Origin of the sequence: Microbacterium phosphatis (assembly GCF_049177115.1) — a bacterium.
Lineage (GTDB): Bacteria > Actinomycetota > Actinomycetes > Actinomycetales > Microbacteriaceae > Microbacterium > Microbacterium phosphatis.
In genome coordinates this window covers 2,604,694-2,627,956 of record NZ_CP185370.1, presented here as the reverse complement: position 1 = coordinate 2,627,956, position 23,263 = coordinate 2,604,694, and the positions used below count along the sequence as shown (strand labels likewise).

The 23,263-nt window shown below is 71.7% G+C and carries 25 protein-coding genes; 8 read left to right on the top strand and 17 right to left on the bottom strand.

Features of this window, described 5'->3' with window-relative positions; genetic code table 11:
* Positions 1 to 127 precede the first annotated feature (127 nt).
* The 3 genes from ACOKGD_RS12535 to ACOKGD_RS12525 form a co-directional block, all read right to left on the bottom strand.
* On the bottom strand, positions 128 to 577 hold the full coding sequence (locus tag ACOKGD_RS12535) for a GNAT family N-acetyltransferase (RefSeq protein ID WP_342337550.1): 450 nt from the start codon (positions 575 to 577) through the stop codon (positions 128 to 130).
* Positions 578 to 662: 85 nt separating this feature from the next.
* Positions 663 to 2,183 carry a L,D-transpeptidase family protein gene (locus ACOKGD_RS12530; RefSeq protein WP_342337549.1) on the bottom strand — a complete coding sequence of 507 codons (1,521 nt, stop codon included), beginning with the start codon at positions 2,181 to 2,183 and terminating at the stop codon, positions 663 to 665.
* Between the two features lie 147 nt (positions 2,184 to 2,330).
* Positions 2,331 to 3,644 carry a family 20 glycosylhydrolase gene (locus ACOKGD_RS12525; RefSeq protein WP_342337548.1) on the bottom strand — a complete coding sequence of 438 codons (1,314 nt, stop codon included), beginning with the start codon at positions 3,642 to 3,644 and terminating at the stop codon, positions 2,331 to 2,333.
* 133 nt (positions 3,645 to 3,777) lie between these two features.
* On the opposite strand from ACOKGD_RS12525, the gene ACOKGD_RS12520 reads away from it, so the two are divergent.
* From ACOKGD_RS12520 to ACOKGD_RS12495, 6 genes are all read left to right on the top strand, one after another.
* Positions 3,778 to 4,881 carry an ROK family transcriptional regulator gene (locus ACOKGD_RS12520; RefSeq protein ID WP_342337547.1) on the top strand — a complete coding sequence of 368 codons (1,104 nt, stop codon included), beginning with the start codon at positions 3,778 to 3,780 and terminating at the stop codon, positions 4,879 to 4,881.
* Positions 4,882 to 4,966: 85 nt separating this feature from the next.
* Positions 4,967 to 6,244 (top strand): extracellular solute-binding protein, encoded by a 1,278-nt coding sequence (locus ACOKGD_RS12515; RefSeq protein ID WP_342337546.1) that lies wholly within the window; start codon positions 4,967 to 4,969, stop codon positions 6,242 to 6,244.
* A 140-nt stretch (positions 6,245 to 6,384) separates the two neighbouring features.
* Positions 6,385 to 7,329, top strand: coding sequence for a carbohydrate ABC transporter permease (locus ACOKGD_RS12510; RefSeq protein WP_342337545.1), 945 nt, complete (start codon positions 6,385 to 6,387; stop codon positions 7,327 to 7,329).
* Positions 7,326 to 8,264, top strand: a complete 939-nt coding sequence (locus ACOKGD_RS12505) for a carbohydrate ABC transporter permease (protein WP_342337544.1) — start codon at positions 7,326 to 7,328, stop codon at positions 8,262 to 8,264. Before ACOKGD_RS12510 ends, ACOKGD_RS12505 begins: the two co-directional genes overlap by 4 nt.
* Positions 8,261 to 9,292, top strand: a complete 1,032-nt coding sequence (locus ACOKGD_RS12500; protein ID WP_342337543.1) for an ROK family protein — start codon at positions 8,261 to 8,263, stop codon at positions 9,290 to 9,292. The genes ACOKGD_RS12505 and ACOKGD_RS12500 overlap by 4 nt, the downstream gene beginning before the upstream one ends.
* Complete coding sequence (locus ACOKGD_RS12495) at positions 9,285 to 10,064, top strand: glucosamine-6-phosphate deaminase (protein ID WP_342337542.1); 780 nt, start codon at positions 9,285 to 9,287, stop codon at positions 10,062 to 10,064. Before ACOKGD_RS12500 ends, ACOKGD_RS12495 begins: the two co-directional genes overlap by 8 nt.
* 26 nt (positions 10,065 to 10,090) lie before the next feature.
* Here the strand turns inward: ACOKGD_RS12495 and ACOKGD_RS12490 are convergent, their stop codons facing one another.
* From ACOKGD_RS12490 to ACOKGD_RS12465, 6 genes are all read right to left on the bottom strand, one after another.
* The gene (locus ACOKGD_RS12490) at positions 10,091 to 10,471 is read right to left on the bottom strand and encodes a GIY-YIG nuclease family protein (protein ID WP_342337541.1); all 381 of its coding nucleotides are present in this window, start codon (positions 10,469 to 10,471) and stop codon (positions 10,091 to 10,093) included.
* Between the two features lie 464 nt (positions 10,472 to 10,935).
* Entirely contained in the window at positions 10,936 to 12,294 is a 1,359-nt protein-coding gene (locus tag ACOKGD_RS12485; RefSeq protein ID WP_342337540.1) for an FAD-binding oxidoreductase, read from the bottom strand.
* 10 nt (positions 12,295 to 12,304) lie between these two features.
* On the bottom strand, positions 12,305 to 12,658 hold the full coding sequence (locus tag ACOKGD_RS12480; protein WP_342337539.1) for a YrdB family protein: 354 nt from the start codon (positions 12,656 to 12,658) through the stop codon (positions 12,305 to 12,307).
* Positions 12,659 to 12,777: 119 nt separating this feature from the next.
* On the bottom strand, positions 12,778 to 13,056 hold the full coding sequence (locus tag ACOKGD_RS12475) for a hypothetical protein (RefSeq protein ID WP_342337538.1): 279 nt from the start codon (positions 13,054 to 13,056) through the stop codon (positions 12,778 to 12,780).
* Positions 13,057 to 13,084: 28 nt separating this feature from the next.
* Complete coding sequence (locus tag ACOKGD_RS12470) at positions 13,085 to 14,086, bottom strand: hypothetical protein (protein WP_342337537.1); 1,002 nt, start codon at positions 14,084 to 14,086, stop codon at positions 13,085 to 13,087.
* Positions 14,087 to 14,134: 48 nt separating this feature from the next.
* Positions 14,135 to 14,563: a hypothetical protein gene (locus ACOKGD_RS12465; RefSeq protein ID WP_342337536.1), complete on the bottom strand. Its 429-nt coding sequence runs from the start codon at positions 14,561 to 14,563 to the stop codon at positions 14,135 to 14,137.
* 98 nt (positions 14,564 to 14,661) lie between these two features.
* Here ACOKGD_RS12465 and ACOKGD_RS12460 point away from each other — a divergent pair, with 98 nt between their 5' ends.
* A complete protein-coding gene (locus tag ACOKGD_RS12460) occupies positions 14,662 to 14,970 on the top strand; it encodes a hypothetical protein (RefSeq protein WP_342337535.1) in 309 nt (102 codons plus the stop codon).
* Between the two features lie 78 nt (positions 14,971 to 15,048).
* Positions 15,049 to 16,437 carry an FAD-dependent oxidoreductase gene (locus ACOKGD_RS12455; RefSeq protein ID WP_342337534.1) on the top strand — a complete coding sequence of 463 codons (1,389 nt, stop codon included), beginning with the start codon at positions 15,049 to 15,051 and terminating at the stop codon, positions 16,435 to 16,437.
* An 8-nt stretch (positions 16,438 to 16,445) separates the two neighbouring features.
* Here the strand turns inward: ACOKGD_RS12455 and ACOKGD_RS12450 are convergent, their stop codons facing one another.
* The 8 genes from ACOKGD_RS12450 to ACOKGD_RS12415 all read right to left on the bottom strand — a co-directional run bounded on the left by ACOKGD_RS12450 (position 16,446) and on the right by ACOKGD_RS12415 (position 23,239).
* Positions 16,446 to 16,943, bottom strand: a complete 498-nt coding sequence (locus tag ACOKGD_RS12450) for a macro domain-containing protein (RefSeq protein WP_342337533.1) — start codon at positions 16,941 to 16,943, stop codon at positions 16,446 to 16,448.
* 195 nt (positions 16,944 to 17,138) lie between these two features.
* Positions 17,139 to 18,470, bottom strand: a complete 1,332-nt coding sequence (locus ACOKGD_RS12445; RefSeq protein WP_342337532.1) for an LLM class flavin-dependent oxidoreductase — start codon at positions 18,468 to 18,470, stop codon at positions 17,139 to 17,141.
* Entirely contained in the window at positions 18,467 to 19,237 is a 771-nt protein-coding gene (locus ACOKGD_RS12440) for an ABC transporter ATP-binding protein (RefSeq protein ID WP_342337531.1), read from the bottom strand. Before ACOKGD_RS12440 ends, ACOKGD_RS12445 begins: the two co-directional genes overlap by 4 nt.
* Positions 19,213 to 20,073 carry an ABC transporter permease gene (locus ACOKGD_RS12435; RefSeq protein ID WP_342337530.1) on the bottom strand — a complete coding sequence of 287 codons (861 nt, stop codon included), beginning with the start codon at positions 20,071 to 20,073 and terminating at the stop codon, positions 19,213 to 19,215. The genes ACOKGD_RS12440 and ACOKGD_RS12435 overlap by 25 nt, the downstream gene beginning before the upstream one ends.
* Positions 20,073 to 21,086: an ABC transporter substrate-binding protein gene (locus tag ACOKGD_RS12430; protein WP_342337529.1), complete on the bottom strand. Its 1,014-nt coding sequence runs from the start codon at positions 21,084 to 21,086 to the stop codon at positions 20,073 to 20,075. The genes ACOKGD_RS12435 and ACOKGD_RS12430 overlap by 1 nt, the downstream gene beginning before the upstream one ends.
* 321 nt (positions 21,087 to 21,407) lie before the next feature.
* Entirely contained in the window at positions 21,408 to 21,998 is a 591-nt protein-coding gene (locus ACOKGD_RS12425; protein WP_342337528.1) for a LysR family transcriptional regulator, read from the bottom strand.
* A 96-nt stretch (positions 21,999 to 22,094) separates the two neighbouring features.
* Positions 22,095 to 22,895 (bottom strand): hypothetical protein, encoded by an 801-nt coding sequence (locus ACOKGD_RS12420; RefSeq protein WP_342337527.1) that lies wholly within the window; start codon positions 22,893 to 22,895, stop codon positions 22,095 to 22,097.
* Positions 22,892 to 23,239, bottom strand: coding sequence for a PadR family transcriptional regulator (locus tag ACOKGD_RS12415; protein ID WP_342337526.1), 348 nt, complete (start codon positions 23,237 to 23,239; stop codon positions 22,892 to 22,894). Before ACOKGD_RS12415 ends, ACOKGD_RS12420 begins: the two co-directional genes overlap by 4 nt.
* Between the last annotated feature and the right edge of the window lie 24 nt (positions 23,240 to 23,263).

Here is a 23,263-nt window from a genome sequence, read left to right as displayed (position 1 = left end):
GGCGACGGAGTCTCGATGGGGGAGGGGGATTCGAGACCCCGCCGCCGGCATGATCTCAGCGCGAGCGCCGTTGCCCCCGCTGACAAATCAAGTCGAGAAGAGTTCCCCCAAAAAAAGCCGATTCGTGTCAGACACGGATCTCGGCAACTACTTCACCGTACTCCGTCTCCCCTACCGGTGTGAAGCCAACACGATGGAAGAACGCCTCGGGGCCGTCGGCCCCGGCCTCGTAGATCACGGTCAGGTGGTCAAGGCCGCGGCGGCGAGCCTCCTCCACGAGCGCCTCGACCGCGAACCGGCCGACGCCGCGTCCCTGGTCGTCGGCGTCGACGTTGATGCGCAGCAGAACCGAGCGGAAGTGCTCGTCCGGCGCCTCCTCGTCGAAGCTCGCGCTGACGAAGCCCACAACGTCGTCGCCGTCGAGCACCACGCGCTGCCAGGCCTTGGCGGGGTTGATGACGGTCGCGGCGATGCCGTACGAGACGGGCGCGAGGAACTGCTCCTGGCCGGGCTTCAGCGACAGCGTGTTCACGGCGACGATCGTCGCGGCGGAGAGCTCGACCAGGTTCAGCGTCATATCGCCAGGCTAACCGTTCCCGGTGGCCGGAGCGCAAGCGCTTTCGGATCCGATCCTTCGCGCGTGAAGGATCTCACCCCCGCGATCAGTCGTGGACCCAGACCTCGGAGCCGACCTGCAGGAAGCGGTACATGTGCTCGGCCGCGGCCTGGGTCATGTTCACGCAGCCGTGGCTCATGTAGGCGCCGGCGCCGAAGTTGTTGTGCCAGTAGGTGCCGTGGAACCCCTGATCGCCGTTGAAATACGAGATGTACGGGACGTCGGCGGTGCAGTAGTCGAACTTGCCACCGGGGACATAGTTGCCGTCGGCGTCGCACGAGCCCATGTCCTGGCTGGTGAGCTGGCCGTACACGGTGAAGTGGCCGGTCTGGGTGTCGTGTCCGGGCTTGCCGAGCGCGATCGGGTACGACGCGATCAGCTTCTCCTGGCCGGCCACGGGGCCCTCGTACATGTAGGCGGTGCCGGCGCTCTTGTCGACCTCGGCGCGGCGGAAGATCGTGGTGGTCTCGTACTTCACCACCTCGCCCTGCAGATCGAACGACAGGTCGCCCGACTTCAGCGACTCGCCGATCGAGGCGGCGACGCCGTCGGTGGACTCGATGCCGAAGCCGTCCTGGCCCTCGGTGATCACGCGCAGCTCGTCGCCGGCCGAGTTGGTGACGACCTCCTTGTTCACGACGTCCTTGTTGACGCGGGCGGGGAGATCCTTGATGGCTTCCTCGATCGCGCCCATGTCGGGCGTCACGACGAAGTCGCCGGACTCGGGGTCGGCGGCGATGTCCATCCACGACTGCACGTCGGTGGAGGGCACGGCGAGGGCCAGCTCGTCCTGCAGGTAGAAGCCGGCGGGTTGTGCGGCGTCGGAGGCGAACTGCACGTTGAGGTCGTGCGCGAAGGCTTCGGCCTCCTCGGTGGTCGCCGCGGCCTCGACCTCGGTCTGCCGGGCATCGAGCGCGATCGGCTCGGAGGTGGCGGGCGCCTTCAGCGCCGCGGTGATGCTCTCGGTGAGCGCGGCCAGATCGATGCCCTGGCCGGGGGTGGCCTCGACGACGGTGTACTTCTTGGCGTCGGCGTCGAACACGACCTGCGCGTCGGTGGACGCGGCGTAGAGGTCGGGCACGGCCCCGCGCAGGGTCTCGGACGCCTTCTCGGCGTCGAGCGTGACCGCGCCGCTGACGCGGCCGGTGCCCCAGGATCCGAGGTTCCACGCCGGGTAGGTGGCGAAGGCGTCGTCGGCGATGGCCTTCGCGTCGACCGACAGGCCGAGCTGGTCACCCGTGAGGGTCGCGCCGCCGATGGTGAACTCCTGGTCGGCGACGTGGTTCGCGACGGTCTCGGCGGCGGCGCCGGGGGTCGAGAAGCCGACGGGCGCGCCCGCGGCGGTGACGCCGGGAGCGATCAGCACGAGAGAGGCCACGACGGCGCCGGCGGCGAGCAGACCGAGCGGGATGCCGAACCCGAGCCAGGCGCCCAGGTGGCGCTTCTTCGGCGGCTCGGCGTCTGCCCACTGCACGTTGCCCGTGTCGGCCGAGACGACCGGCGCGGTCGCGCTGGTGTCGGCGTTCGCCGGATCGCCGCCCTCGGGCCTGGTCACCACGTCCGTCACGGTTGCCCCCTGAAAGAAACCTCGCCGCGCGCGGATTCTGCTGGCGCAGACGTGCGGTCGAAATTAGAGTACGGCCGCAAGGTAGCCCGGAGCCTACGGTGCGGTCACGGTCTCATTGCAATGCCCTGGGGAAACGGGGAGTTGCTCCTAGCAGCCGGGCATCCGGCGCCGAAAAGACTCCCACTCGCGCTCCTCGGTGCCCGCGGGGCGCGACCATCCGGCCTCCGCGGCCGATCCGATCCGGGGCAGGATCATGGCCTCGATGTCGGCGAGAGTGCGGATCGTCTCGCTCCACAGGCACGCCTCGACGCCCGCGATCGCGTCGTCGGCGAGCCCCGGGATAACGGTGGCCGGGTCCCAGTCGTACGAGCGCTCGACGCTGGTGGCTCCGTTGGCCCAGGTCAGGCCGAGCGGGCTGTCCTCGTGCGGCTTCATGTCGAGGTAGATCGCGTCAGCGGGGGAGAGGATCACCGCGCCTCCGTTCTCGGCGAAGGCCAGCGCCTTCGCGGCGTGGTCGCGGGAGTCGTCGGCCGAGCCGTCGCGGAAGCCCCAGTACTGCCCGATCGTCCCGCGCGGGAGGCCGGCGGCGCCCGCCTCGTGCCAGGTCACGGGCGTCTTGCCCGTCTCGGTGACGATCCCCGTGGCGAGCCGGATCATCGCGCGGTAGTCGTCCGGATCCGTACCGAGCGCCTCGTCGCCGCCGACGTGCAGGTAGGGGCCGGGGGTGAGCTCTGCCACCTCGCCGAGCACCTCGCGGAGGAACTGCTCGAGGCCCGGTCCGTCGGCGCGCAGCGACGAGAAGCCCACGCCCACCCCGGTGTACGGCTGGTCCTTCGGTGGGAGCGGTCCGTCGAGGTGGGGGCTCGGGGCGGGGTCTGCGAGCAGCTCGGGGTGGCTCAATCCGATGGCGTGGGTGTGGCCCGGCAGATCGATCTCCGGGACCACGATCATGTGGTGCGCGGCGGCGGTCGCGACGATGCGGGCATAGTCGTCTCGCGTGTAGAACCCGCCCGCGTCGCCGCCGACCGCCGTGCCCGATCCGTGCTCGGCGAGCTCGGGATGCGAGCGCAGGGCAAGGCGCCATCCCTGGTCGTCCGAGAGGTGCAGGTGCAGCGCGTTGAGCTTGAGCGCTGCGGCGTGACGGATCACGGCCTCCACGGTCTCGACGGGGTGGAAGTGCCGCGCGACATCGAGCATCAGGCCGCGGTAGGCGAAGCGCGGCTCATCGCGGATGTCGACCTCGGGAAGGGGCTCGCCCGCGGCCTGGAACTGCGCGAGCGTCTGCCGGGCGTAGAACTCACCGGCCGGGGTGGACGACTCGATGCGGATCGCGTCGCCGGTGACGACGAGGCGATAGGCCTCGGGCCCGAAGTCCCCCGAGGTCTGCACCGTCTCCACGCGCGCCGGCCGCTCGCCGTTCGGCGCGGTCTCGGGCTCGGGCGCGGCAGAGCGGACGGACACGGATGCAGGCCAGGGGACGAGGGGGAGCACCATGCGAGGCACCGTACGCCCGTGTCACAAGTTTGTAAACTTCCCTACCTAATTCGGTTTCCCCTCTTGCGTCGGAGGGGGTTCGTAAGTAGGACTTACAAACATGACCACTCGCGACCGGATCAAGGTGCTGCCCGAGCATGCGCGCACGCACAACCGCTCGCTGGTGCTGACCACCCTGTTCCACGACGGCGAGATGAGCCGGGCGGATCTGGCTCGCGAGACCGGACTCACCCGTGTGACGACGTCCGATCTGGTGGGCGAGCTGATCGCCGACGGGCTCGTCGTCGAGCAGGGCACCCGCCAGGGATCCCGCCCGGGAAAACCCGCCATGCTCGTCGACCTGGATCGCTCCGGGCTGCAGGTGGCGGCGCTCGATCTGTCCGACACCCGCGAGTACCGCGGCGCGGTGATCGACCTCTCCGGAGAGGTGAGGGCGCGCAGCTCGGTCCCCCGGCCGGCCGACGGCGAGGCCGAGGCGGCGATCGACGCCGTCCGGTCGCTGGCCGCCGAGCTGCTCGGTGCCGCCCCCGGCCGCGTCCTCGGTCTCGGCGTCGGCGCCCCCGGCGTCATCACGCGCGACGGCGTTGTGGCCTCCTCGCCCAACCTCGGCTGGTTCGACCTGCCCCTGCAGGCCGACCTCCGCGAGCAGATCGGCCTGCCCGTCCGGGTCGCGAACGACGCGAACGTGGCCGCCCTCGCCGAGCACACCCTCGGCGGCGCGAGCGGCGACGTGATGGTCATCAAGGTCGGCCGCGGCGTCGGCGCCGGCGTGCTGACGCGCGGCGAGCTCACGCGCGGCAGCCGCGACGCGGCGGGCGAGATCGGCCACGTGACCGTCGGCACCGACGGCGGCCCCCTCTGCGTCTGCGGCAAGCACGGCTGCCTCGAGTCGTGGCTGTCGATTCGATCCCTCGAGGAGCGGATCGCGCAGGGCGCCGACCCCGATGCCGTCTTCCGCGACGCCGGAGAGCGCCTCGCGATCGCCATCGCGCCCATCGTCGGCGCGCTCGACCTGTCCGAGATCGTGCTGTCCGGCCCCGCCGAGCACCTCGACGGCATCCTCCGCGACACCGCGGTCCACACGCTTCGCTCCCGCACCTTCCTCCACGAGGACGTGCAGGTCCGGATGTCCGCTCAGGGAGACGACGTCGTGCTGCGAGGCGCGGTCGTCCTGATCCTCGACGGAGAACTCGGGGTCTCGTAGACGAGACCCCCGTCATGAAAGCGGGGCGACGAAGCCCCACGCACCAGAAGCACCATCCATCACCCCCTTGGAAGGAACGCATCACATGAACAGCAAGTCACTGGCCGGAATCGGCCTGCTGGCGGTCGGCACCCTGGCGCTCGCCGGCTGCGGCGGCGGATCCGGCGCCGCAGCGGGCGGCGAGGACGAGGCACCCGCCGAGACCGGCGAGCTCACGGTCTGGGTGGTCGGCACCGACACCCCCGACACCGCACGCGACTACCTGGTCGACACCTTCGAATCCGAGAACGAGGGCTGGACCCTCAAGCTCGAGGAGAAGACGTGGGCCGACGTCTCGGAGACCTACGTCGCGGCGCTGCAGTCGAACGACACCCCCGACGTCGTCGAGGTCGGCAACACCCAGGCCATCGGCTTCATCGACCAGGGCCTCTTCTCCGACCTCAGCGACATCCGCGAGGACCTGGGCGACCTGAACCCGGGCCTCGAGGAGGCCGGCACCTACGAGGACGCGTTCTACGCGGCCCCGTACTACGCCGGCGGTCGCGTGGTGTTCTACTCGCCCCAGATCGTCGACGCCGCCACTCTGCCGAAGACGCTCGAGGAGTACGTCGAGCAGGGCATCGCCATGCGCACCGACGCGATGAGCGGCATCTACGCGCCCGGTCGCGACTGGTACAACATGCTCCCCTACATCTGGACCTACGGCGGCGAGATCGCCGTGCAGGACGGCGACACCTGGGACGCGCAGCTCTCCAGCGACGAGTCCCTGAAGGGCCTCGAGCTGCTGCAGAAGGTCTACAGCGAGGCGAGCAACGCCCCGGTGGACGGCGACGAGACCGACGCGCACGTGCCGTTCTGCGCCGGTGAGACGGCGTTCCTGTCGGCACCCGCGTGGATGCAGTGGTCGATCCTGGCCGAGCCCGACGCCGAGAACCCCGGCTGCCCCGACACCTTCGGCAAGGACCTCGGCGCCTTCCCGCTGCCCGGCGCGAGCGAGGGCGAGACCGCCCCGATCTTCGCCGGCGGTTCGAACATCGGCGTGGCCGCGCTCTCCGAGAACCAGGCCATGGCCAAAGAGGCCGTGAAGATCATGCTTTCGAAGGGCTACCAGGATCTGCTCGCCGAGGGCGGCCTGACCCCGGCCCTGCTCGAGTCGGCCGACGCGCTGCCCGACACCCCGGTCGCCCAGGCGCAGGCCGAGGCGCTGGCCAACTCGAAGGGCGTCCCCACCTCGCCGAACTGGGCCGAGGTCGAGTCGAGCCTGGTGATCCAGGACTCCCTCGTCAAGATCGCCCAGGGCGAGGACGTCAAGGCCGTCGCCGAGGCGCTCGACGCCGAGATCGAATCCATCCTCAACGGCTGAGCCCCCGTCGCTCGCCGAGCCGGAGCGACGCGAGCCGGAACGGTCCAGACGCCCCGCGGGGTCGCACCCGCGGTGCGTCTGGCCGTTCCGGCCCCGTCGCCGGCTCGCTCGACGAACGGCGATAGAGGGAGGAACCCTTCTTGAGCACCACCACCGCCCCCCGCCTCTCGTGGGAGGAGCGCGAGCGCCGGCGCACCAGACGTGACGCGGTCACGTCATGGACCCTGCTCGCGCCGTCGATCATCCTGATCCTGCTGATGGTCGGGTACCCCGCCATCCAGATGATCTGGCAGTCGTTCACCGACTACCAGGTGCGCCACAAGATCCAGGGCACCACCCCCGAGTTCGTCGGCTTCGACAACTACGTCAAGATCATCACGCGCAGCGACTTCCCCGAGGTGGTCGTCCGCACGGTCGGGATCATGCTGGTCACGACCACGCTGATCATGCTGCTGGGCGTGCTGGTCGCGCTGCTGATGACGAAGATCGGCCGCGGCATGCGGATCACCGTGTCGGTCGGCCTGCTGCTCGCCTGGGCCATCCCGCCGCTCACGGCGAGCGTCGTGTGGGGCTTCATCTTCGACACCCAGTACGGCGTCGTGAACTGGGCGCTCAACTCGATCACGGGCACGCAGGAGTGGCACAACCACTCATGGCTGCTGAACCCGTGGACCTTCTTCCTCGTGCTCACGATCATCGTCGTGTGGGGCGCGATCCCGTTCGTCGCCTTCACCACGTACGCCGCCCTCGGGCAGGTGCCCGCCGAGCGCATCGAGGCCGCCGAGATCGACGGCGCCGGCGGCTGGGCGCGGTGGTGGAACATCACCTTCCCCGCGGTGCGGCCCGTGCTCGCGGGCCTGCTGATCCTGCAGATCATCTGGAACATGAAGCTGTTCACCCAGGTGTACGCCCTGCAGAGCCGCGGCGGCATCGCCTCCGAGACGAACGTGCTGCCGGTGTACCTGTTCCGTCAGGGCATCGGAGAGTTCGGCGCCACGAGCGCGATCGGCATGCTGATCGTGCTGATCATGCTCACCCTCAGCTGGTTCAACCTGCGACAGATGCTCAAGGAGGAGGACGAATGACGCTCCTCGCCCCCAAGGCCCCGCCCGTCGTCGCCGAGGCGCTGACGACCCGCACCATCCGCACCGGCACGCCCGATCCGGGCCCGCGCGTGCGCAGCGTGCGGATGAAGGTGCTGTTCAACGTGCTCGCGGCGATCGTGTTCGTGTGCGCGGTGTTCCCCGTGTACTGGATGATCAACCTCTCGTTCACCCCGGGCGACCAGATCATCCGCCGCGACCAGTCGCTGATCCCGCGCGAGCCCACGTTCGTGAACTACATCACCGCGTGGAACCGGCCGGCCGCCCCCGGCCAGAACGACTTCGCCGGGGCGCTGCAGACCTCCCTCATCGTGGTGGCGATCGTGGTGGTGTGCGCGCTGTTCGTGGCCTTCCTCGCCTCGATCGCCCTCGCCCGCTTCCGCTTCGTCGGGCGGCGGACCTTCATCGTCGCGGTGCTGATCGTGCAGATGATCCCCGGCGAGGCCATGATCTTCACGGTCTACAACCTGATCGACGACCTCAGCCTGATGAACACCGTGTGGGGCCTGTCGCTCGTCCACATCGCCGCGGTGATCCCGTTCACGATCTGGACCCTGCGCGGGTTCGTCGCCGGAGTGCCCGCCGAGCTCGAGGAGGCCGCCCAGATCGACGGCTGCTCGAAGCAGGGCGCGTTCTGGCGGGTCACGTTCCCGCTGCTGGCGCCGGGCCTCGTGTCGACGGGGATCTTCGCCTTCATGCTGTCGTGGAACGAGTTCGCCATGGCGCTGCTGCTGATGAAGGACCAGAACCTCACGCTGCCGACCTGGCTCAACTCGTTTCAGTCGGCCACCGAGGCCACCAACTACGGCGCGGTGCTGGCGGGCTCGACGCTCATCTGCATCCCCGTGGTGGTGTTCTTCCTCATCGTGCAGGGCAGGATGACCGGCGGTCTCGTCTCGGGCGCGGTGAAGGGATGACCGCGCCCCGCTCGGCGAGCGTGCATCCTCCTCTCTCCCCGGCTCGCGCGGCGGGCGATCGGCCCGTTCGCACCGCGAGCGAGGGGAGCGCGCCGAAGCGCCCCGCGCCGCCCACCCCGCAGATCCGGGTCGGCATCGACATCGGCGGTACCAAGGCCGAGGCCGTCGCGATCTCGCCGGACGGCACGGTGATCGCGAGCGCCTGGCGCGCGACCGAGCGCGGGCCCGAGGGCATCCTCGCGACCGTGAGCGCGGTGATCCGCGACCTGCCGGTGCAGCCCGACGCGATCGGCATCGGCATCCCGGGGCAGATCGTGGGCGGCGTCGTCCGCAACGCCGTCAACCTCGGCGTCGACTCGCTCGACCTCGGCGGGGCGGTGGCCGACCGTGCGGGTGTGCCCGTGCGGGTCGAGAACGACGTGAACGCCGCCGCCCTCGGGGCCCACGGCCTGCGGGCCCCGGCAACGGGATCGATGGCCTATCTCAACCTCGGCACCGGCGTCGCCGCCGGGATCGTGGTCGACGGGCGGGTCTGGGGCGGATCGGGCGGGGTGGCCGGCGAGGTCGGCCACGTCTCGATCGACCCCGCCGGTCCCGCGTGCCCCTGCGGGCAGCGCGGCTGCATCGAGACCCTCGCCGGGGGTGCGTCGATCGCGCGGCGGTGGGGGCGGGCCGGGGAGCACCCGGTCCGGGACGTGTTCGACGCGGCCGACCAGGGCGACCGGGAGGCCATCGACCTGCGCGACGACCTCGCCCGCGGCGTCGCGGCGGCCGTGCGCGTGCTGGCGCTGACCGTGGATCCGTCGGCGGTCGTGATCGGGGGTGGGATCGCGCGCCTCGGCGAGCGGCTGCTCTCGGCGGTGCGCTCCGAGCTCGACGCCTCGGCGTCGGCATCGCCCTTCCTGACATCGCTGCGATTGAGCGACAGAATCGAGGTGCTGCCGTCGGGCTCCGCGGCCGGCGCCCTCGGCGCCGCGCTCGCCGCGAGCGACGCGGCCGCCCCGAGGGAAGGAGCCGCGCATGGCTGAGGTCGTCATCGTCCCCGATCGCGAGGCCGCGGGCGCGCTGGTCGCCGCGGAGATCGCATCGCTCATCCGGCGTCGTCCCGATGCCGTCCTGGGTCTTGCGACCGGATCGACGCCGCTGCCCGTGTACGAGGCCCTGCCGGCGGCGCTCGCCGGGGTGGACGTCTCGCAGGTGCGCGGTTTCGCCCTGGACGAGTACGTCGGGCTCGATCCCGCGCATCCCGAGTCGTATCGCTCGGTGATCCGGCGCGAGGTGATCGATCCGCTCGGGCTCGACCCGGAGCGCATCCGGGTGCCGGACGGCTCGATGAACGGCATCGAGCACCATGGCGACGACTACGACGCGGCGATCGCGGAGGCCGGCGGAGTGGATCTGCAGATCCTCGGGATCGGGACCGACGGCCACATCGGCTTCAACGAGCCCGGGTCGTCGTTCGCCTCGCGCACCCGCGTGAAGACCCTCACGCAGCAGACGCGCGAGGACAACGCGCGCTTCTTCGATTCGATCGACGACGTGCCCCTCCACACCATCACGCAGGGGCTGGGCACGATCCTGGAGGCCCGGCATCTTGTGCTGCTCGCCTTCGGCGCGGGCAAGGCGGAGGCCGTCGCGGGCGCGGTCGAGGGTCCGGTGACGTCGTCGCTTCCCGGCTCTGCGATCCAGCTGCACCCGCACGTCACGGTCGTGATCGACGAGGCCGCCGCCGCGCGCCTGGGCGGTGCCGACTACTACCGCTATGCCTTCGCCCACAAGCCGGAGTGGCAGGGGCTCTGACCCCGGCGCCGAGGAGTCGAGACGGCTCAGCCCCGTGCGGGGTTGTGTCGTACGGCGGTTGGGCCGTTTCGACTCGCTTCGCTCGCTCGACGACCGGTGGGGGATGGGGGCGGGACATCCACGTCGGATGCGCGGCGGCGTTCCCGGGCGCTCCAGCCCTTCACGGCGTCGAGTCCTCCTTCGACGAGGAGTTCGCGCTTGCGCCTGCTCCATCCCTGGATCTGCTTTTCCCAGTGGAACGCCTCGGCCACGCTCTCGAACTCCCACGACCAGATGAGGACGACCGGGCGGCGTCCGCGGCGACGAGTGTAGGCCGATCCGAGCCCCTGATTGTGCTGCCAGACGCGGCCGTCGAGGTCGCGCGTGCTGCCGTCGGCGCACCGAAGGAGATAGACGTGTCCGCTCATGATCGCGACGCTATGCCGCGGCGCCGCCGCGGTTGTGCTGCCTGCGGCTGGTGGGGCCAACGCGGGGGCGAGTCTCGGCTGTGGGCGACTGGCACGCCACCACGTCACCCCCAGCTCCACCACTACCCGGTCGTTGAGCGACGAGCGCAGCGAGGAGTCGAAACGGGCCAAGCGCTGCGCGGGTTCGGGTCGTACGTCTGTTGCGCCGTTTCGACTCGCTTCGCTCGCTCAACGAACGAGGGGGGCGAGCGTGGCGGAAAGCCGACGCGGCGAAGGGCATCGACGGCAGCGACGGCAGCGGACGACAGCGCCCGGCGGAACCCGCCCCGCGCCCCACCGCCCGGTCGTTGAGCGACGAGCGCAGCGAGGAGTCGAAACGGGCCAAGCCCCGCCCGGGTTGGGGTCGTACGTGTGTTGCCCCGTTTCGACTCGCTTCGCTCGCTCAACGAACGAGGGGGTGGGGGTCAGGCGTCGAAGACCTTGCCGGGGTTGAGGATGCCGGCGGGGTCGAAGACGCGGGTGATGTCGCGCTGCAGCTGCCACTGGTCGAGGCCCAGCTCGTCGGCGAGCCAGCGGCGCTTGAGCAGGCCGATGCCGTGCTCGCCCGTGAGCGTGCCGCCGAGGCTGATCGCCGCGCGGAACAGATCGTCGGCGGCGGCCCAGACGTAGTCGGGCACCTCGGGGCCCTCGAAGATGAAGTTGGGGTGCAGGTTGCCGTCGCCCGCGTGGGCGACCGTCGGGATCGTCACGCCGTGCGCGCGCTCCACCCGGGCGATCTCGTCGAACATGGCCGCGAGCTGCGAACGCGGCACCGAGACGTCCTCGATGAGCGCTGTGCCGAGCGTCTCCATGGCCGGATGCATGGCCCGGCGGATCGCCAGCAGGCGCTCCCCCTCCTCGCGATCGTGGGTGACCGACACGGTGCCCCCGGCCTGCGCCAGCACCTCGGCGATGGCGTCGGCCTCGACCGCCGCCGCGGGGCCGTCGGTCTGGATCGTGAGCTGCGCGACACCGGCAGCGGGGGCGGGCAGCTGCAGCAGCGCATGGATCGCCGCGAGCGCGTGCGGATCGAGCAGCTCCATGATCGCGGGCTGGATGCCGGCGGCCGTGACGGCCGACGAGCCGGCGGCCGCGTCGCGCACCGTCGCGAACGTGGCGGCGACCGTGCAGACGTCGCCGGGGACGATCCTGCGCAGTTTCAGCGTGGCCCCGACGATGACGCCGAGGGTGCCTTCGGAGCCGATCATGAGCGAGGTGAGGTCGAGGCCCGTCACGCCCTTGACGCTGCGGTGGCCCATCGAGATGAGGCGCCCGTCGGCGAGAACGACGTCGAGGCCGAGCACCGCATCGCGCACCACACCGTACTTCGCGCACAGCAGCCCGCCGGCGCCGGTGGCGATGTTGCCGCCGACGGTCGAGATCGCGCGCGACGCCGGGTCGGGCGCCCACCAGAGGCCGTAGGCGGCGAGTTCGGCGTTGAGGTCGGCGTTGAGGATGCCGGGCTCGACCACCGCGAGGAGGTCGTCGGGGGAGACCTCGAGGATGCGCGTCATCCGGCGCACCGACAGCGCGATCTCGCCGCCGCCCGCATTGGCGGCACCGGCCAGCCCGGTGCCCGCGCCGCGCGTGACCACGGGGGTGCCGGTGGTGCTCGCGATGCGCATCACGGCCTGCACGTGGGCGACAGCCTCGGCGTGCACGACGGCGAGGGGCGCGGCCGCCGAGCGATGCCCGGACTTGTCGGCTCGGGCGGCCTCGAGCGCCTCGGGGCTGGTGTCGACGAGGTCGCCGAGCTCGGCGCGCAGCTGCTCGAGGACGCTCATGGTCTCGCGCTCAGCCGGCCGTGCGGCGGTTGACGACGGCGCCGACGGCGACGCTCACGACGCCGACAGCCAGCCCGATCCAGGGCTGCCCGAGAGCCCACCACGACAGCGTCGCCGACAGGAAGATCAGCAGCTCGACGATCATCCGGATGAACGGGTGCACCGCGAACACGGCCTTGGGTGATACGAACAGCGCCCACAGCAGGATCGCCAGCGCGGGAGCGAGGATCCCGGCGACGATGTTCCACGGGAAGGTCCACGAGAAGAAGCCCCACAGCGCGATGCTGCCGAAGGCGACGATCTCGGTCAGGAGACGCAGGACGTCGAGGGCGCTGACACGGACCGGGGCGGTGCTTTCGGGCATGGCCCCAGTCTACGTTTCGGCGGCTGTGGGCACCGCGACGGCCTGGCCCCGTCCCGGGCCGCACCGGAGCCGGACCGGTGAGGGCGACCCGATGCGGCGGGGCGCCCTCACCGGTCTCATCAGTCCGAGGTCTCGGAGTCGCCCGGCTGCTCGAGTGACGACTGCTCGGCCGTCTCCTCGTCCTCGCCGTAGGCGGGCTGGGTCTCGCCGTACGACTCGTGCGAGCCGAACACCTCGTCGGTTCCCTCGTCGCCGCCGCCGAAAGACCCCTCGGCGGTCTGCGACAGCTGCTCGCCGTACGACTCGGCGGCCTGCTCCGACGAGCCCTGCTCGTCGTTCTGCTGCTGCTGCGAGGCGTCGTCGTCCCAGTTCTGCTGATCCTGATCCTGCGTGCTCATCGGGTTCCCTCCGTCGTCATCGGTCGTGTCACTGCCCGGCGCCGGGCTGGGCGTTGTCGACGTCGGTGGGGGCGTCGCCGCCCTGCACACGCCGCAGCAGCGTGTCCACGTCGTCGGTCGGCAGGCCGGCCTCGGTCAGGCGCTGGATCAGCACCTCGCGGGCGCTCCCCGCGGGCGCGCGGCCGGTCTGCAGATCGCCCTGCATCTGCACGACGATGCCCTCCTGCTGCTCCGACATCGTCGTCGTGTTGAGGTCCTGGCGGACGCCGGTCTGGACGCCGTTTCCTCCGGGCCCCACCGCGTCCGGCACACCGGGGATGTCCGGGTCCGCCGCCTTGTGGTGGGTGTTCGCGTCGCGGACGCTCTGCGGGTCGGATCCGATGTCGCCGGCCGCGTTGCTTGCGGACGGCTCGTAGATCTCGTCGCGAGTGCCCGGATCGGTGCGGCCCTCGCCGCCCGTGGTCACGTCACCGGCGTCGCGGGGGCCGATCCCCGCGATGTGGTTCTGGCTGTTGGCCTCGACGTCGGAGCTGGCCGTGCCCTCGACCCCCATCGCGTCGACGGCGCCCGCGTCCACGCCCTCTCGCCCCGCCGGCACCGAGCCGGTGGGAGTGGGGTCGCTGGGCACGGCTTCCGCGTGCGCGGAGTCGGTGTGGGTGGAGTCGGTGCGCATCGGGTGCGCGGACGGCGGATCGAGCAGCACGCCACCGGCGCGGCCCTGCGGGTACCCCGGATCGGGCTCGGCGTGGGTGGGCTCGTGGTGCTCGAAGGTGCCTGCGCTGTGCTCGGCCCGCGCATCGGCGGTAGGCACGATGGTCTCGATGCCGTGCCCGCGGCCCTCGGTGCCCGAGGGGCGCTTCGGATCGATGTCGGGTGCGCTCACGTGCTCCGGCGGACGGAACGGCTCGGCCGAGTAGGGCATGGTGTCGACGTTGCTGCCGTCGTAGACGACGTCGCCGGGGCCCGGCGCGCGGCCCTTGAGACGGTCCGGGGCGATGCCCTCGCCGAGGGATTCGGTGTTGTCGGTCATAACGCCATCGTGCGCCGTGGCGTTGCCCCACTGAATGGGCTTGACAGATCAGCGGATGTCGGCCCGACCGTGACGCTCCCCGTGCCGATCCGCTCCGGGCTCGGCGTGATCGACGTCGTGAGGCGGGGCGACCGAGAGGATCACCCTCTCGAGATCGTCGATCTCGACGACAGAGCAGCCGAGACCCGTCTCGATCAGCCGCTCCTCCAGCGCGTACCGCACGGCCTCCGGCAGCAGTCGGTGGGTGGCGAGATCCGCCTCGATCTGCACCACCAGGCCCTGCAGGCGCTGGTCGTGGGTGGCGACGTTGAGGTCCTCCCTCGTGCCCACGCGGGGATCGGCGTCGGTCTCCGCGACCAGGTGCGGCGGGCCCTGCAGGTGGCCCGCGTTGCGGGCCGTACGGGCGTCGGCGTCGGGGAAGTACTCCTGGATGAGCGAGCCGCTGTCGCCCATCCCCGTGGGCGTCTCTCTGGTCATGATCCGCCTCCTTTCTCACCGGACTACGCGCAGGCCGGTGAGGTGTCAAGCCCCTCGCGCGCATCCCGAGGTGGGGGGATCCTCGTCTAGGAGGAACCATGGACACCTATCACCAGCTCGCCGTTGTGCCCCTCAGTGAGGGCGCCTGGCGGATCTGCGACAGCACCGTCGCAGCCTCGGACGCCGCGAGCGTCATCGCCTACGTCGAGCAGCTGACGACCGACGACCGCAGCGAGCTCTGCTTCGAGGCCGTTTGGGTGCACGGCACCCGGGGCATCACGCGGCACACGTCGATTCAGAGCGTTCTGCTGATGGCGACGGATCTTCTCTCGGGCCTGGCCTCTGCCGGCCCCGCGAAGCCGAAGCCGATCGCGCACTTCCCCCCGCGCACCGCGCTGGCGGGGTGACCCTCACTCAGGATCGCCCCTCTCTCGTTCGCTGAGCGAGTGCAGCGGGTCGACAGCCCAATCGAAGGAGCGACCCACATGCCCTCTCTCTGGCACCAGACCGCCCCGCCGATCGGCGCCGACACGACCCTGCCGGCGCGCACGGACATCGCCGTCGTGGGCGCGGGGCTCGCGGGCCTCGCCACGGCGACGCTGCTTGCTCGCTCGGGCTACAAGGTCACCGTCCTCGAGGCGCGCCATCCCGGCGCGGTGGCGACCGGCAACACGACCGCGAAGGTCTCGCTGCTGCAGGGGTCGGTGTACGCGAACCTGCGGAAGCACGCCGGCGACGCCGCGCTCGAGGCCTACGTCGCCGCGAACCGCGCGGGCCAGGACTGGATCCGCAGCGAGCTCGTCGACGATCCGGGGCTCGAGCAGCGCGACGCCTACACCTATGCCACCACCGCCGAGGGCGTGAAGGCCGTCGAGGCGGAGGCCGAGGCGCTCGCCGCCGTCGGTCTCGATGCCGATGTGCTCGCCGCGGGCGAATCGGCCGACCTGCCGTATCCCGTGCAGCGCGCGATCCGGATGCGCGGCCAGTGGCAGATCCATCCGCTGCGGCTGCTCGCGAAGCTGACCGGCGAGATCCGGGATCACGGCGGCGCCGTGGTCACGTCGACGCGCGTCCTCGGGATGGACGGGACGACGCTGAAGACCACGCGCGGGCCGATCCAGGCGGATCAGGTGATCGTCACGAGCGGATCGCACGTGATCGATCACGGCGGATTCTTCGCGCGGCTGAAGCCGTCGCGGTCCCTCGTCGGGGCGTATCGCGTGCCCGGCGACATCCCGCGGGCGATGTATCTGTCGGTCGACCCGGAGTCGCGCTCGCTGCGCACCGCCGAGGGGCTGCTGCTGGTGGGCGGGCCGTCGTGGACGCCCGGGCGCGAGCGCGAGACCGAGAAGCTGCTGCACGAGCTCGACGAGTGGACGACATCGGTCTTCCCCGGTGCCGCTCGCGTCACGTGGTGGGCGGCGCAGGACTACCAGACCGTCTCGCGGGTGCCCTTCGTCGGCCCGACCGGCGATCGGCTGTGGGTGGCGACGGGCTTCAACAAGTGGGGCATGACCAATGCCGCCGCCGCGGCGCTGACGCTGCACGGCGATCTGACCGGCTACCCCACGCCCTGGTCGGAGGCGCTGCGCTCGCCGCATCTCGGCGTGCGCGATGGTGCCGAGTTCGTCTCGAACCAGGCCGGCGTCGCCGCGGCCGCGGTGACCGGAGCCGTGCGGCACCTGGCCCCCGGGGCACGACGGGCACCGAGCCTCTGCACCCACATGGGCGGGGTGCTCGAGTGGAACCCGCTGGAGTGCACGTGGGACTGCCCGCTGCACGGGTCGCGGTTCTCTGCCGAGGGGCAGGTGCTCGAGGGGCCGGCGACAGAGGACCTGCCGAAGGTGACCGAGGCGGCCGACTCCGGTCGGTGAGCCGGGGCCTAGCGCAGGCGATCCTCGATCCTCTTGACGGTCTCGCCGTCGAGCGCGACGAGGCGCACCTCCTGGACGCGGGTCGAGGTGCCGCTGACGGTCTCGACCGCCGGGTCGATCGCGTCGTCGAGCGGCCATCCGTAGATCCCCGCGCTGACGAGCGGGAACGCGATCGTGCGCGCCTCGAGTTCGTCGGCGACTTCCAGCGCGCGCCGATAGCACGACTCGAGCCTGCTGCGGTCGGTGTCGCCGGCGCGGTGGTTCGGACCGACGACGTGGATCACCCAGGAGGCCGGCAGGCCGCCAGCCGTGGTCCAGCCCGCATCGCCGACGGCGAGCCCACGCGGGAACCGCGCGATGCAGTCGTCGAGGATCGCGGGCCCGCCCGCTCGATGGATCGCCCCATCCACTCCGCCGCCGCCGCGCATCTGCGGAGACGCGGCATTGACGATGGCGTCGACGTGCTGCTGCGTGATGTCGCCGTGGACCGCGATGACGTGAGGCATGAGGACAGTGTGGCGGAGGGGCGGGGCTTCGGCCGGGGGCTTGATCGACGGAGGGGTGGGTCGTATGCGTCGGCGGGAGTGAGGGGCGTTTCGACTCGCTTCGCTCGCTCGAAGGGGGCGAAGGGGGCGCACGGGGCATAGCGAAGGGGGAGAGACACCCCACGTATCTCTCCCCCTCCTTCGAGGTGACCCGCGTTACACCTGCGCGGGCACCAGCGTGTTGGCAGGGCGGGGCAGACCGTAGTGGTCGCGCAGCGTCGTGCCGGTGTACTCGGTGCGGAAGAGGCCGCGCTCCTGCAGGATCGGCACCACCTTCGCGGCGAAGACCTCGAGTCCCGAGGGGAGGACGGCGGGCATGATGTTGAAGCCGTCGGCGGCTCCCGTCTCGAACCACTCCTGGATGGTGTCCGCCACCTGCACGGGCGTGCCCGAGAAGGTGCGGTGCCCGCGCCCGCCGCCGAGGCGGCCGATCAGCTCGCGCACGGTGAGGTTCTCGCGCCGCGCCAGGTCGACGATCAGGGTGTAGCGGCTCTTCGCCCCCTCGATCTCGTCCTCGCCCGGCAGGTTCTCGGGCAGCGGGCGATCGAACGGCAGGTCCTCCGGATCGACCCTCAGAGTCTTCGCCAGCTGACGCCGCGCGTACTCGTGCGAGATGAGCCGATCGAGCTCCGCCTCCAGCTCGGCCGCCTCCACGGCGGTGTCGGCGATCACGGGCACGATGCCCGGCAGGATCTTGACGTGCTCCGGGTCGCGCCCGTTGGCCAGCGTGCGGCGCTTGACGTCCTCGTAGAACGCGCGGGCCTCCTCGATGGTGGGCGTCGCTGTGAACACGGCCTCCGCCCAGCGCGCGGCGAACTCCTTGCCGTCCTCGCTGGATCCGGCCTGCACGAGCAGCGGGTGCGCCTGCGGGCTGCGCGGGGCGTTCAGCGGGCCGTCGACGCGGAAGTGCGCGCCCCGATGGTTGATCGCGTGCACCTTCGCGGCGTCCGTGTGCACGCCCGACTGCTTGTCGCCGACGATCGCGTCGTCCTCCCACGAGTCCCACAACCGCGTCGCGACCTCGAGGAACTCGGACGCGCGCTCGTAGCGGTCGCGATGCAGCGGCTGATCCTCGAGCCCGAAGTTGCGGGCGGCCGCGTCCCCCGCGGTGGTGACGATGTTCCAGCCGGCGCGGCCGTTCGAGATCCAGTCGATCGACGAGAACCGGCGCGCGAGGTTGAACGGCTCGTTGTACGACGTCGATGCCGTGGCGATCAGGCCGATCCGCGACGTCTGCACCGCGAGCGCGGCGAGCAGCACCGTCGGCTCGATCCGGCCCTGCGGGCGGCGCCCCACGTCGCCGAACAGGGCGGGCGAGTCGGCCAGGAACACCGAGTCGAACTTCGCGTCCTCGGCGATGCGCGCCAGGCGCTGGTGGTAGGCGAGGTCGTGCACGGCGTGCGGATCGGCGTCCGGCAGGCGCCACGACGCCTCGTGGTGACCGGTGTCGTGCAGGAACAGGTTGAAGTGCAGCTGGCGAGTGGTCATTTCTTCTCCTGAGTCGGATCGGTGTGGGCGGCGGGGGCGGGGACGACCCCGAGGGCGGCGAGCAGCTGCTCGCGATAGGCGGGAAAGGCCGGATGCTGGGCGCGGCGCTCCTCCGGCAGATCGATGCGGACGTCGAGCGCGAACCGGCCCTGCTCGATGACCAGCACGCGGTCGGCGAGCAGGATCGCTTCGTCGACGTCGTGCGTGACGAGCAGCACGGCCGGCCCATGCGCCCGCAGCAGCGTGCGCAGCAGGGCGTGCATCCGGATCCGTGTGAGGGCATCCAGCGCGCCGAACGGCTCGTCGGCCAGCAGCAGCTCCGGCTCGCTGACGAGCGAGCGGGCGAGAGCCGCGCGCTGCTGCTCGCCGCCCGACAGCTCGTGCGGCCAGGCGCGCTCCCGGCCGGCGAGGCCGACCTCGGCCAGCACCTCGCGCCCGCGGGCGGCGACACCGGGTCCGGATCGCCCGAGCGTCACGTTCGCGAGCACCCGCTTCCACGGCAGCAGGCGCGAGTCCTGGAACACCAGCGACACGTTGCGCGGCACCAGCACCTCGCCTGCGCCGGCGACGCCGTCATCCAGGCCCGCGACCGCGCGCAGCAGGGTGGACTTGCCCGATCCGGATCGCCCGATCAGGGCGACGAACTCGCCCCGCGCGATCCGCAGATCCACCCCGTCGAGCACCGTGCGGTCGCCGAACGAGCGGGTGAGTCCCGAGATCTCGACGGCCGAGGCCGCGGCGGTCAGCTCGCCAGCGTGCGACGCCATGACAGCACCTTCTTCTCGAGCAGGCGGACGAGGGCGTCCGAGGTGAAGCCGAAGACGCCGTAGACGACGAGGCCGACCAGGATGATGTCCGACTGGGCGTAGAGCTGGGCCTGCGACATCATGTAGCCCACGCCGGAGGTGGCGTTGATGGTCTCGACCACGATCAGGGCCGTCCACGATCCGACCACTGCGAGGCGGAAGCCCACGAAGAACCCGGGCAGCGCCCCCGGCAGCAGCACGGAGCGCACGTACTCGCCGCGCCCGAGGCCGAGCGACTCGGCCAGCTCGACGTAGCGGCGGTCGATGCCGGTGAGGGCGCTGTAGGTGTTGATGTAGATCGGCACCAGCACGCCGAGCGCGACGACGGTGACCTTGAACCCCTCGCCGACGCCGAGCCACAGGATCAGCAGCGGAATGAGGGCGAGACTCGGCACCGCGCGCTTGACCTGCAGGGTGCCGTCGACGAACGCATCGCCGATCCGGTTCGCTCCGGCCAGCACCGCCAGGACCACGCCCGTGACCGTGCCGATGGCGAGGCCGAGCAGCGCACGGCTGAGCGAGGCGGCGACGTTCTCGCCGAGGCGGCCGTCCTGGATCAGCGTCCAGGTCGTCTGCAGCACGACGTCGGGGCCGGTGAGCAGGCGCGGATCGAGCAGGCCCGCCCACGCGGCGGCTTGCCAGACCACGACGACGACGAGCGGGCCGAGCAGGCGCGATCCCGGGACGGAGGGGCGGCGGCCCAGACGCCGCCGCCGCGACTGCGGGACGAGGGCCGGCGGCGCGGCCGGGGCGACGGGCGCCGTGAGAAGGGCAGGGCGGGCGATCGTGACGCTCATCACGAGACCCGGTACTCATCGGACACGGCCGCGGCCGCGTTGCCCTCGAACCGGCGGTCGAACAGCACCTCGGCGTCGAAGGGCTCGATGAAGTCGCCCTCGTCGAGCAGCTCGATCGACGACTGCGCCCACTCTACGGCCCGATCCCAGTCGGTCGGGAAGGCGGGCTTGTTCGCGCGCTCCCAGATCCGGTCGGCGTCGGCGGCGGTCACGCCCTCGGTGTCGACGTAGTAGAACTGCTTCCACGCGTCGGCGTGCTCCCACGCCCACACCTGGCCCTGCGCCCACACGCGGATGTAGTCGCGCACGGCCCGGACGCTGTCGTCGTCGGCGAGCACGTCGGTGGGCACCCACAGCACGCTCAGCAGATCGGGCTGCTCGGACGGGATCGCGACCGCGCCGTCCTGGGCGTACTGGTCGATGTACTTCGTGACGCCCGGCTCGGAGAGCGGCGCGATGTCGACCTGGCCCGACTGCAGCGCGGTCAGGAACTGCGAGCTCGGCAGCTCGACGAGCTCGACCTCGCTGTTCTCGATCCCCGCGGCCTTCAGCGTGCGCAGCACCGTGTCGCCCTGCGACTGGCCCTGCGAGAACGCGATCTTGGCGCCGCGCAGATCGTCGAAGCCGTCGATGTCGGATCCGGGCGCCGTCGCGAACACATACGAGGGCTCGGGCCGCTCGAGCACGGCGACGATCGTCGCGTCGAACCCGATGGCGTGCGCCTGGATCGGCGGAAGCACGGCGTTCACGGCGAGGTCCAGCGCGTCGGCGCGGAACGCCTGGATCACCTCCGGGCCGCCGGTGGCGTTCACCCACTCGTCGACCGTGAACTCGAGCGGATCGAGGTCGTCGCCCGCGGCCTCCAGCTGCAGCTGCGTGGTGCGGCCCGCGATGCGCAGGCTGGTGCCCTCGGCCGGCGCGCCGGTGGCGAGGGGCTCGTCGCCGGCCGCGTGGGCCTTCGGGGTCGACGCGGACGCGCAGCCGGTGGCCGCCAGCAGGGCGGCCGCGGTCATCAGCGCGATGGCTCCTCGCCTGATCGGCGCTGCGCGAAGTGATGCGTTCATGGTGTCGCCCTTTCCGTGACGATCGAGTGGTGTGAGAGCGATCGTGCGGACGGGGCGACCGGCGCGTCCAATAGGAGAGTGCGGGCGCTCCGATCCGCTTTTCCTATCGATCTGGTGGGAATGGCGCGTGGGGCCCGTCTTTCCGCGCATCCCGGCGTGACGGCGGACCGGACGACGCGCGACGTCATGTGTCGGTTCGTGAACCTCCGTGTCGGCGCGCGTCGCCCCGTGACGCGCGCCCCAGGCCCGCGCGGGCGCCGGGGGTCGGCGTTACAGCGCCGCCGCGAGCGCGCCGCCGGCGGCGCCGGTGGCCGCGGCGACGACGTCGGATCCGAGCCCGCGACGCCAGATCAGGCGCAGGTGCCCGACCTCCAGCGCACCGTCCTCGGTGGGCGGCTCGCCGGCCGGCGAGACCTCGAACACAAGCGCGAGGTCGAGGGCGCCGCTGCGCACGCCCTGCGTGAGCGCGGCCGAGCGGTCGGTCGTGACCTGCACCGGGCGATCCGGGTGCATGTCGCGCAGCGCGTCGACCAGGCCGGGCAGCACGGTCTCGACCGCCACGGGCGATGCCCCGACGGCCAGGGGAGGCCGCGTGGACACGTCGAGCCGCTCCAGCGCCTGATCATGCACGGCGATGATCCGGCGGGCCTCGGCGAGCAGCGCCGCACCGGCCGGGGTGAAGCGGGAGCGCCGCCCGTCCTTCTCGACCAGCGCCTGCCCCAGGCGCCGCTCGAGTGAGCGCACGTGCTGGCTGACCGTGGGCTGGCTGATGCGCAGCTCCTCGGCGGCGCGGCCGAAGCCGCCGCAGTCGTCGATCGCGACCACGGTGCGCAGCAGCACGATGTCGAGGGTCGCGGTCATGCCGCGATGCTAGGGAATCGCGATCGAGCGCGCCTCGGAGGGCGACTCGCTCGGTAACGCGTCGTCATCCATCAGCCCGGAGCGCCCCGAGCGAGGCTAGGCAGAGGCGGGTGGCTGCGCGGCGGCCTCGCGTCGCGGACGCGCCGAGATCGCGAGCGCGATCGAGACGAAGAGCACGGCCACGGGGGTGATGAGCGACAGTCCGATGGCGGGCGCGGCGACGGCGCCGATGACGCCGCCCGTGAGCACCCGCACCGGGCGACCGCCCACCCCGGCGCGCATCATCATCGCCTCGATCACCGCGGCGATCGCGACTGCGCCGAGCACCACGGCGACGCCGAAGACCTGCCAGAACCCCGCGATGAGGCCCGTCGTCGGCAGCCCCGCATCGGCCATGTCGAAGCCCACCACCCACAGCGCCTGCGCCACGGCGGCGACGGCGAGGGCCGCCCAGGCCAGTGCCAGGATCAGCATCGCGCGGGCGGGGGAGACGATCCGTGCCTGGCGCACGTGTCCGATGACCGCGGTCGCCGCGAGCCCCGGAGCGAGCAGCACCGCAAGCGCGGGGTAGGCGAGGTTCTCGGCGCCCCGCAGGCCGTCGGCGACCATCGGGATCGCGGTGAGGCCCGCGGCGAGCGCCGCGAGCGCCGACCAGAAGGCGAACCGACGATCGAGGCGTGTGCCGAGGCCGTTCACCGCGGCGGCGAAGCCCTCGCCGGCGGAGGGCGAGGTGCGCCCCTCGTGCTCGGCCAGGTCGAGCAGCGTCCCGAGCAGCGCCTCGCCGTGGTGTGCGCGCCAGCCGCGCGGATACCAGCGCAGCAGGCGGCGGAAGCGCGCCTCCTGTGCGGGAGGCAGGCGATTCGGGCCCGGGCCGTGGGGGTCCCCGCCCGGGATCATGCGATGCCCATCGCGTGGCCGGTAGCCGGTCGCGGCGACGCGAGGCGGGCGCGCGCGACGCGGGCCGCGGCGGCCATGGCGTCGGCCTCGGCCGCGAGGCGCTCGCCGCCCTCGGGCGTGAGCGCGAAGTACCGCCGGATGCGGCCGCCCACGACCTCCTCGCCGTCGGGACGCACCAGCCCCTCGGCCTCCAGGCGCTCGAGCGCGGCGTACAGCGTGGCCACCTTCAGCGCCACGCGACCGGCCGAGGCATCCGCGGTCTCGCGCAGGATGTCGTACCCGTGGCGGCGCCGCGCGGCAAGCGCGGTGAGGATCCAGAAGGACGCGGGCGTGAGCGGCGGCATGCGGGAACGATACTCTGACGGCTG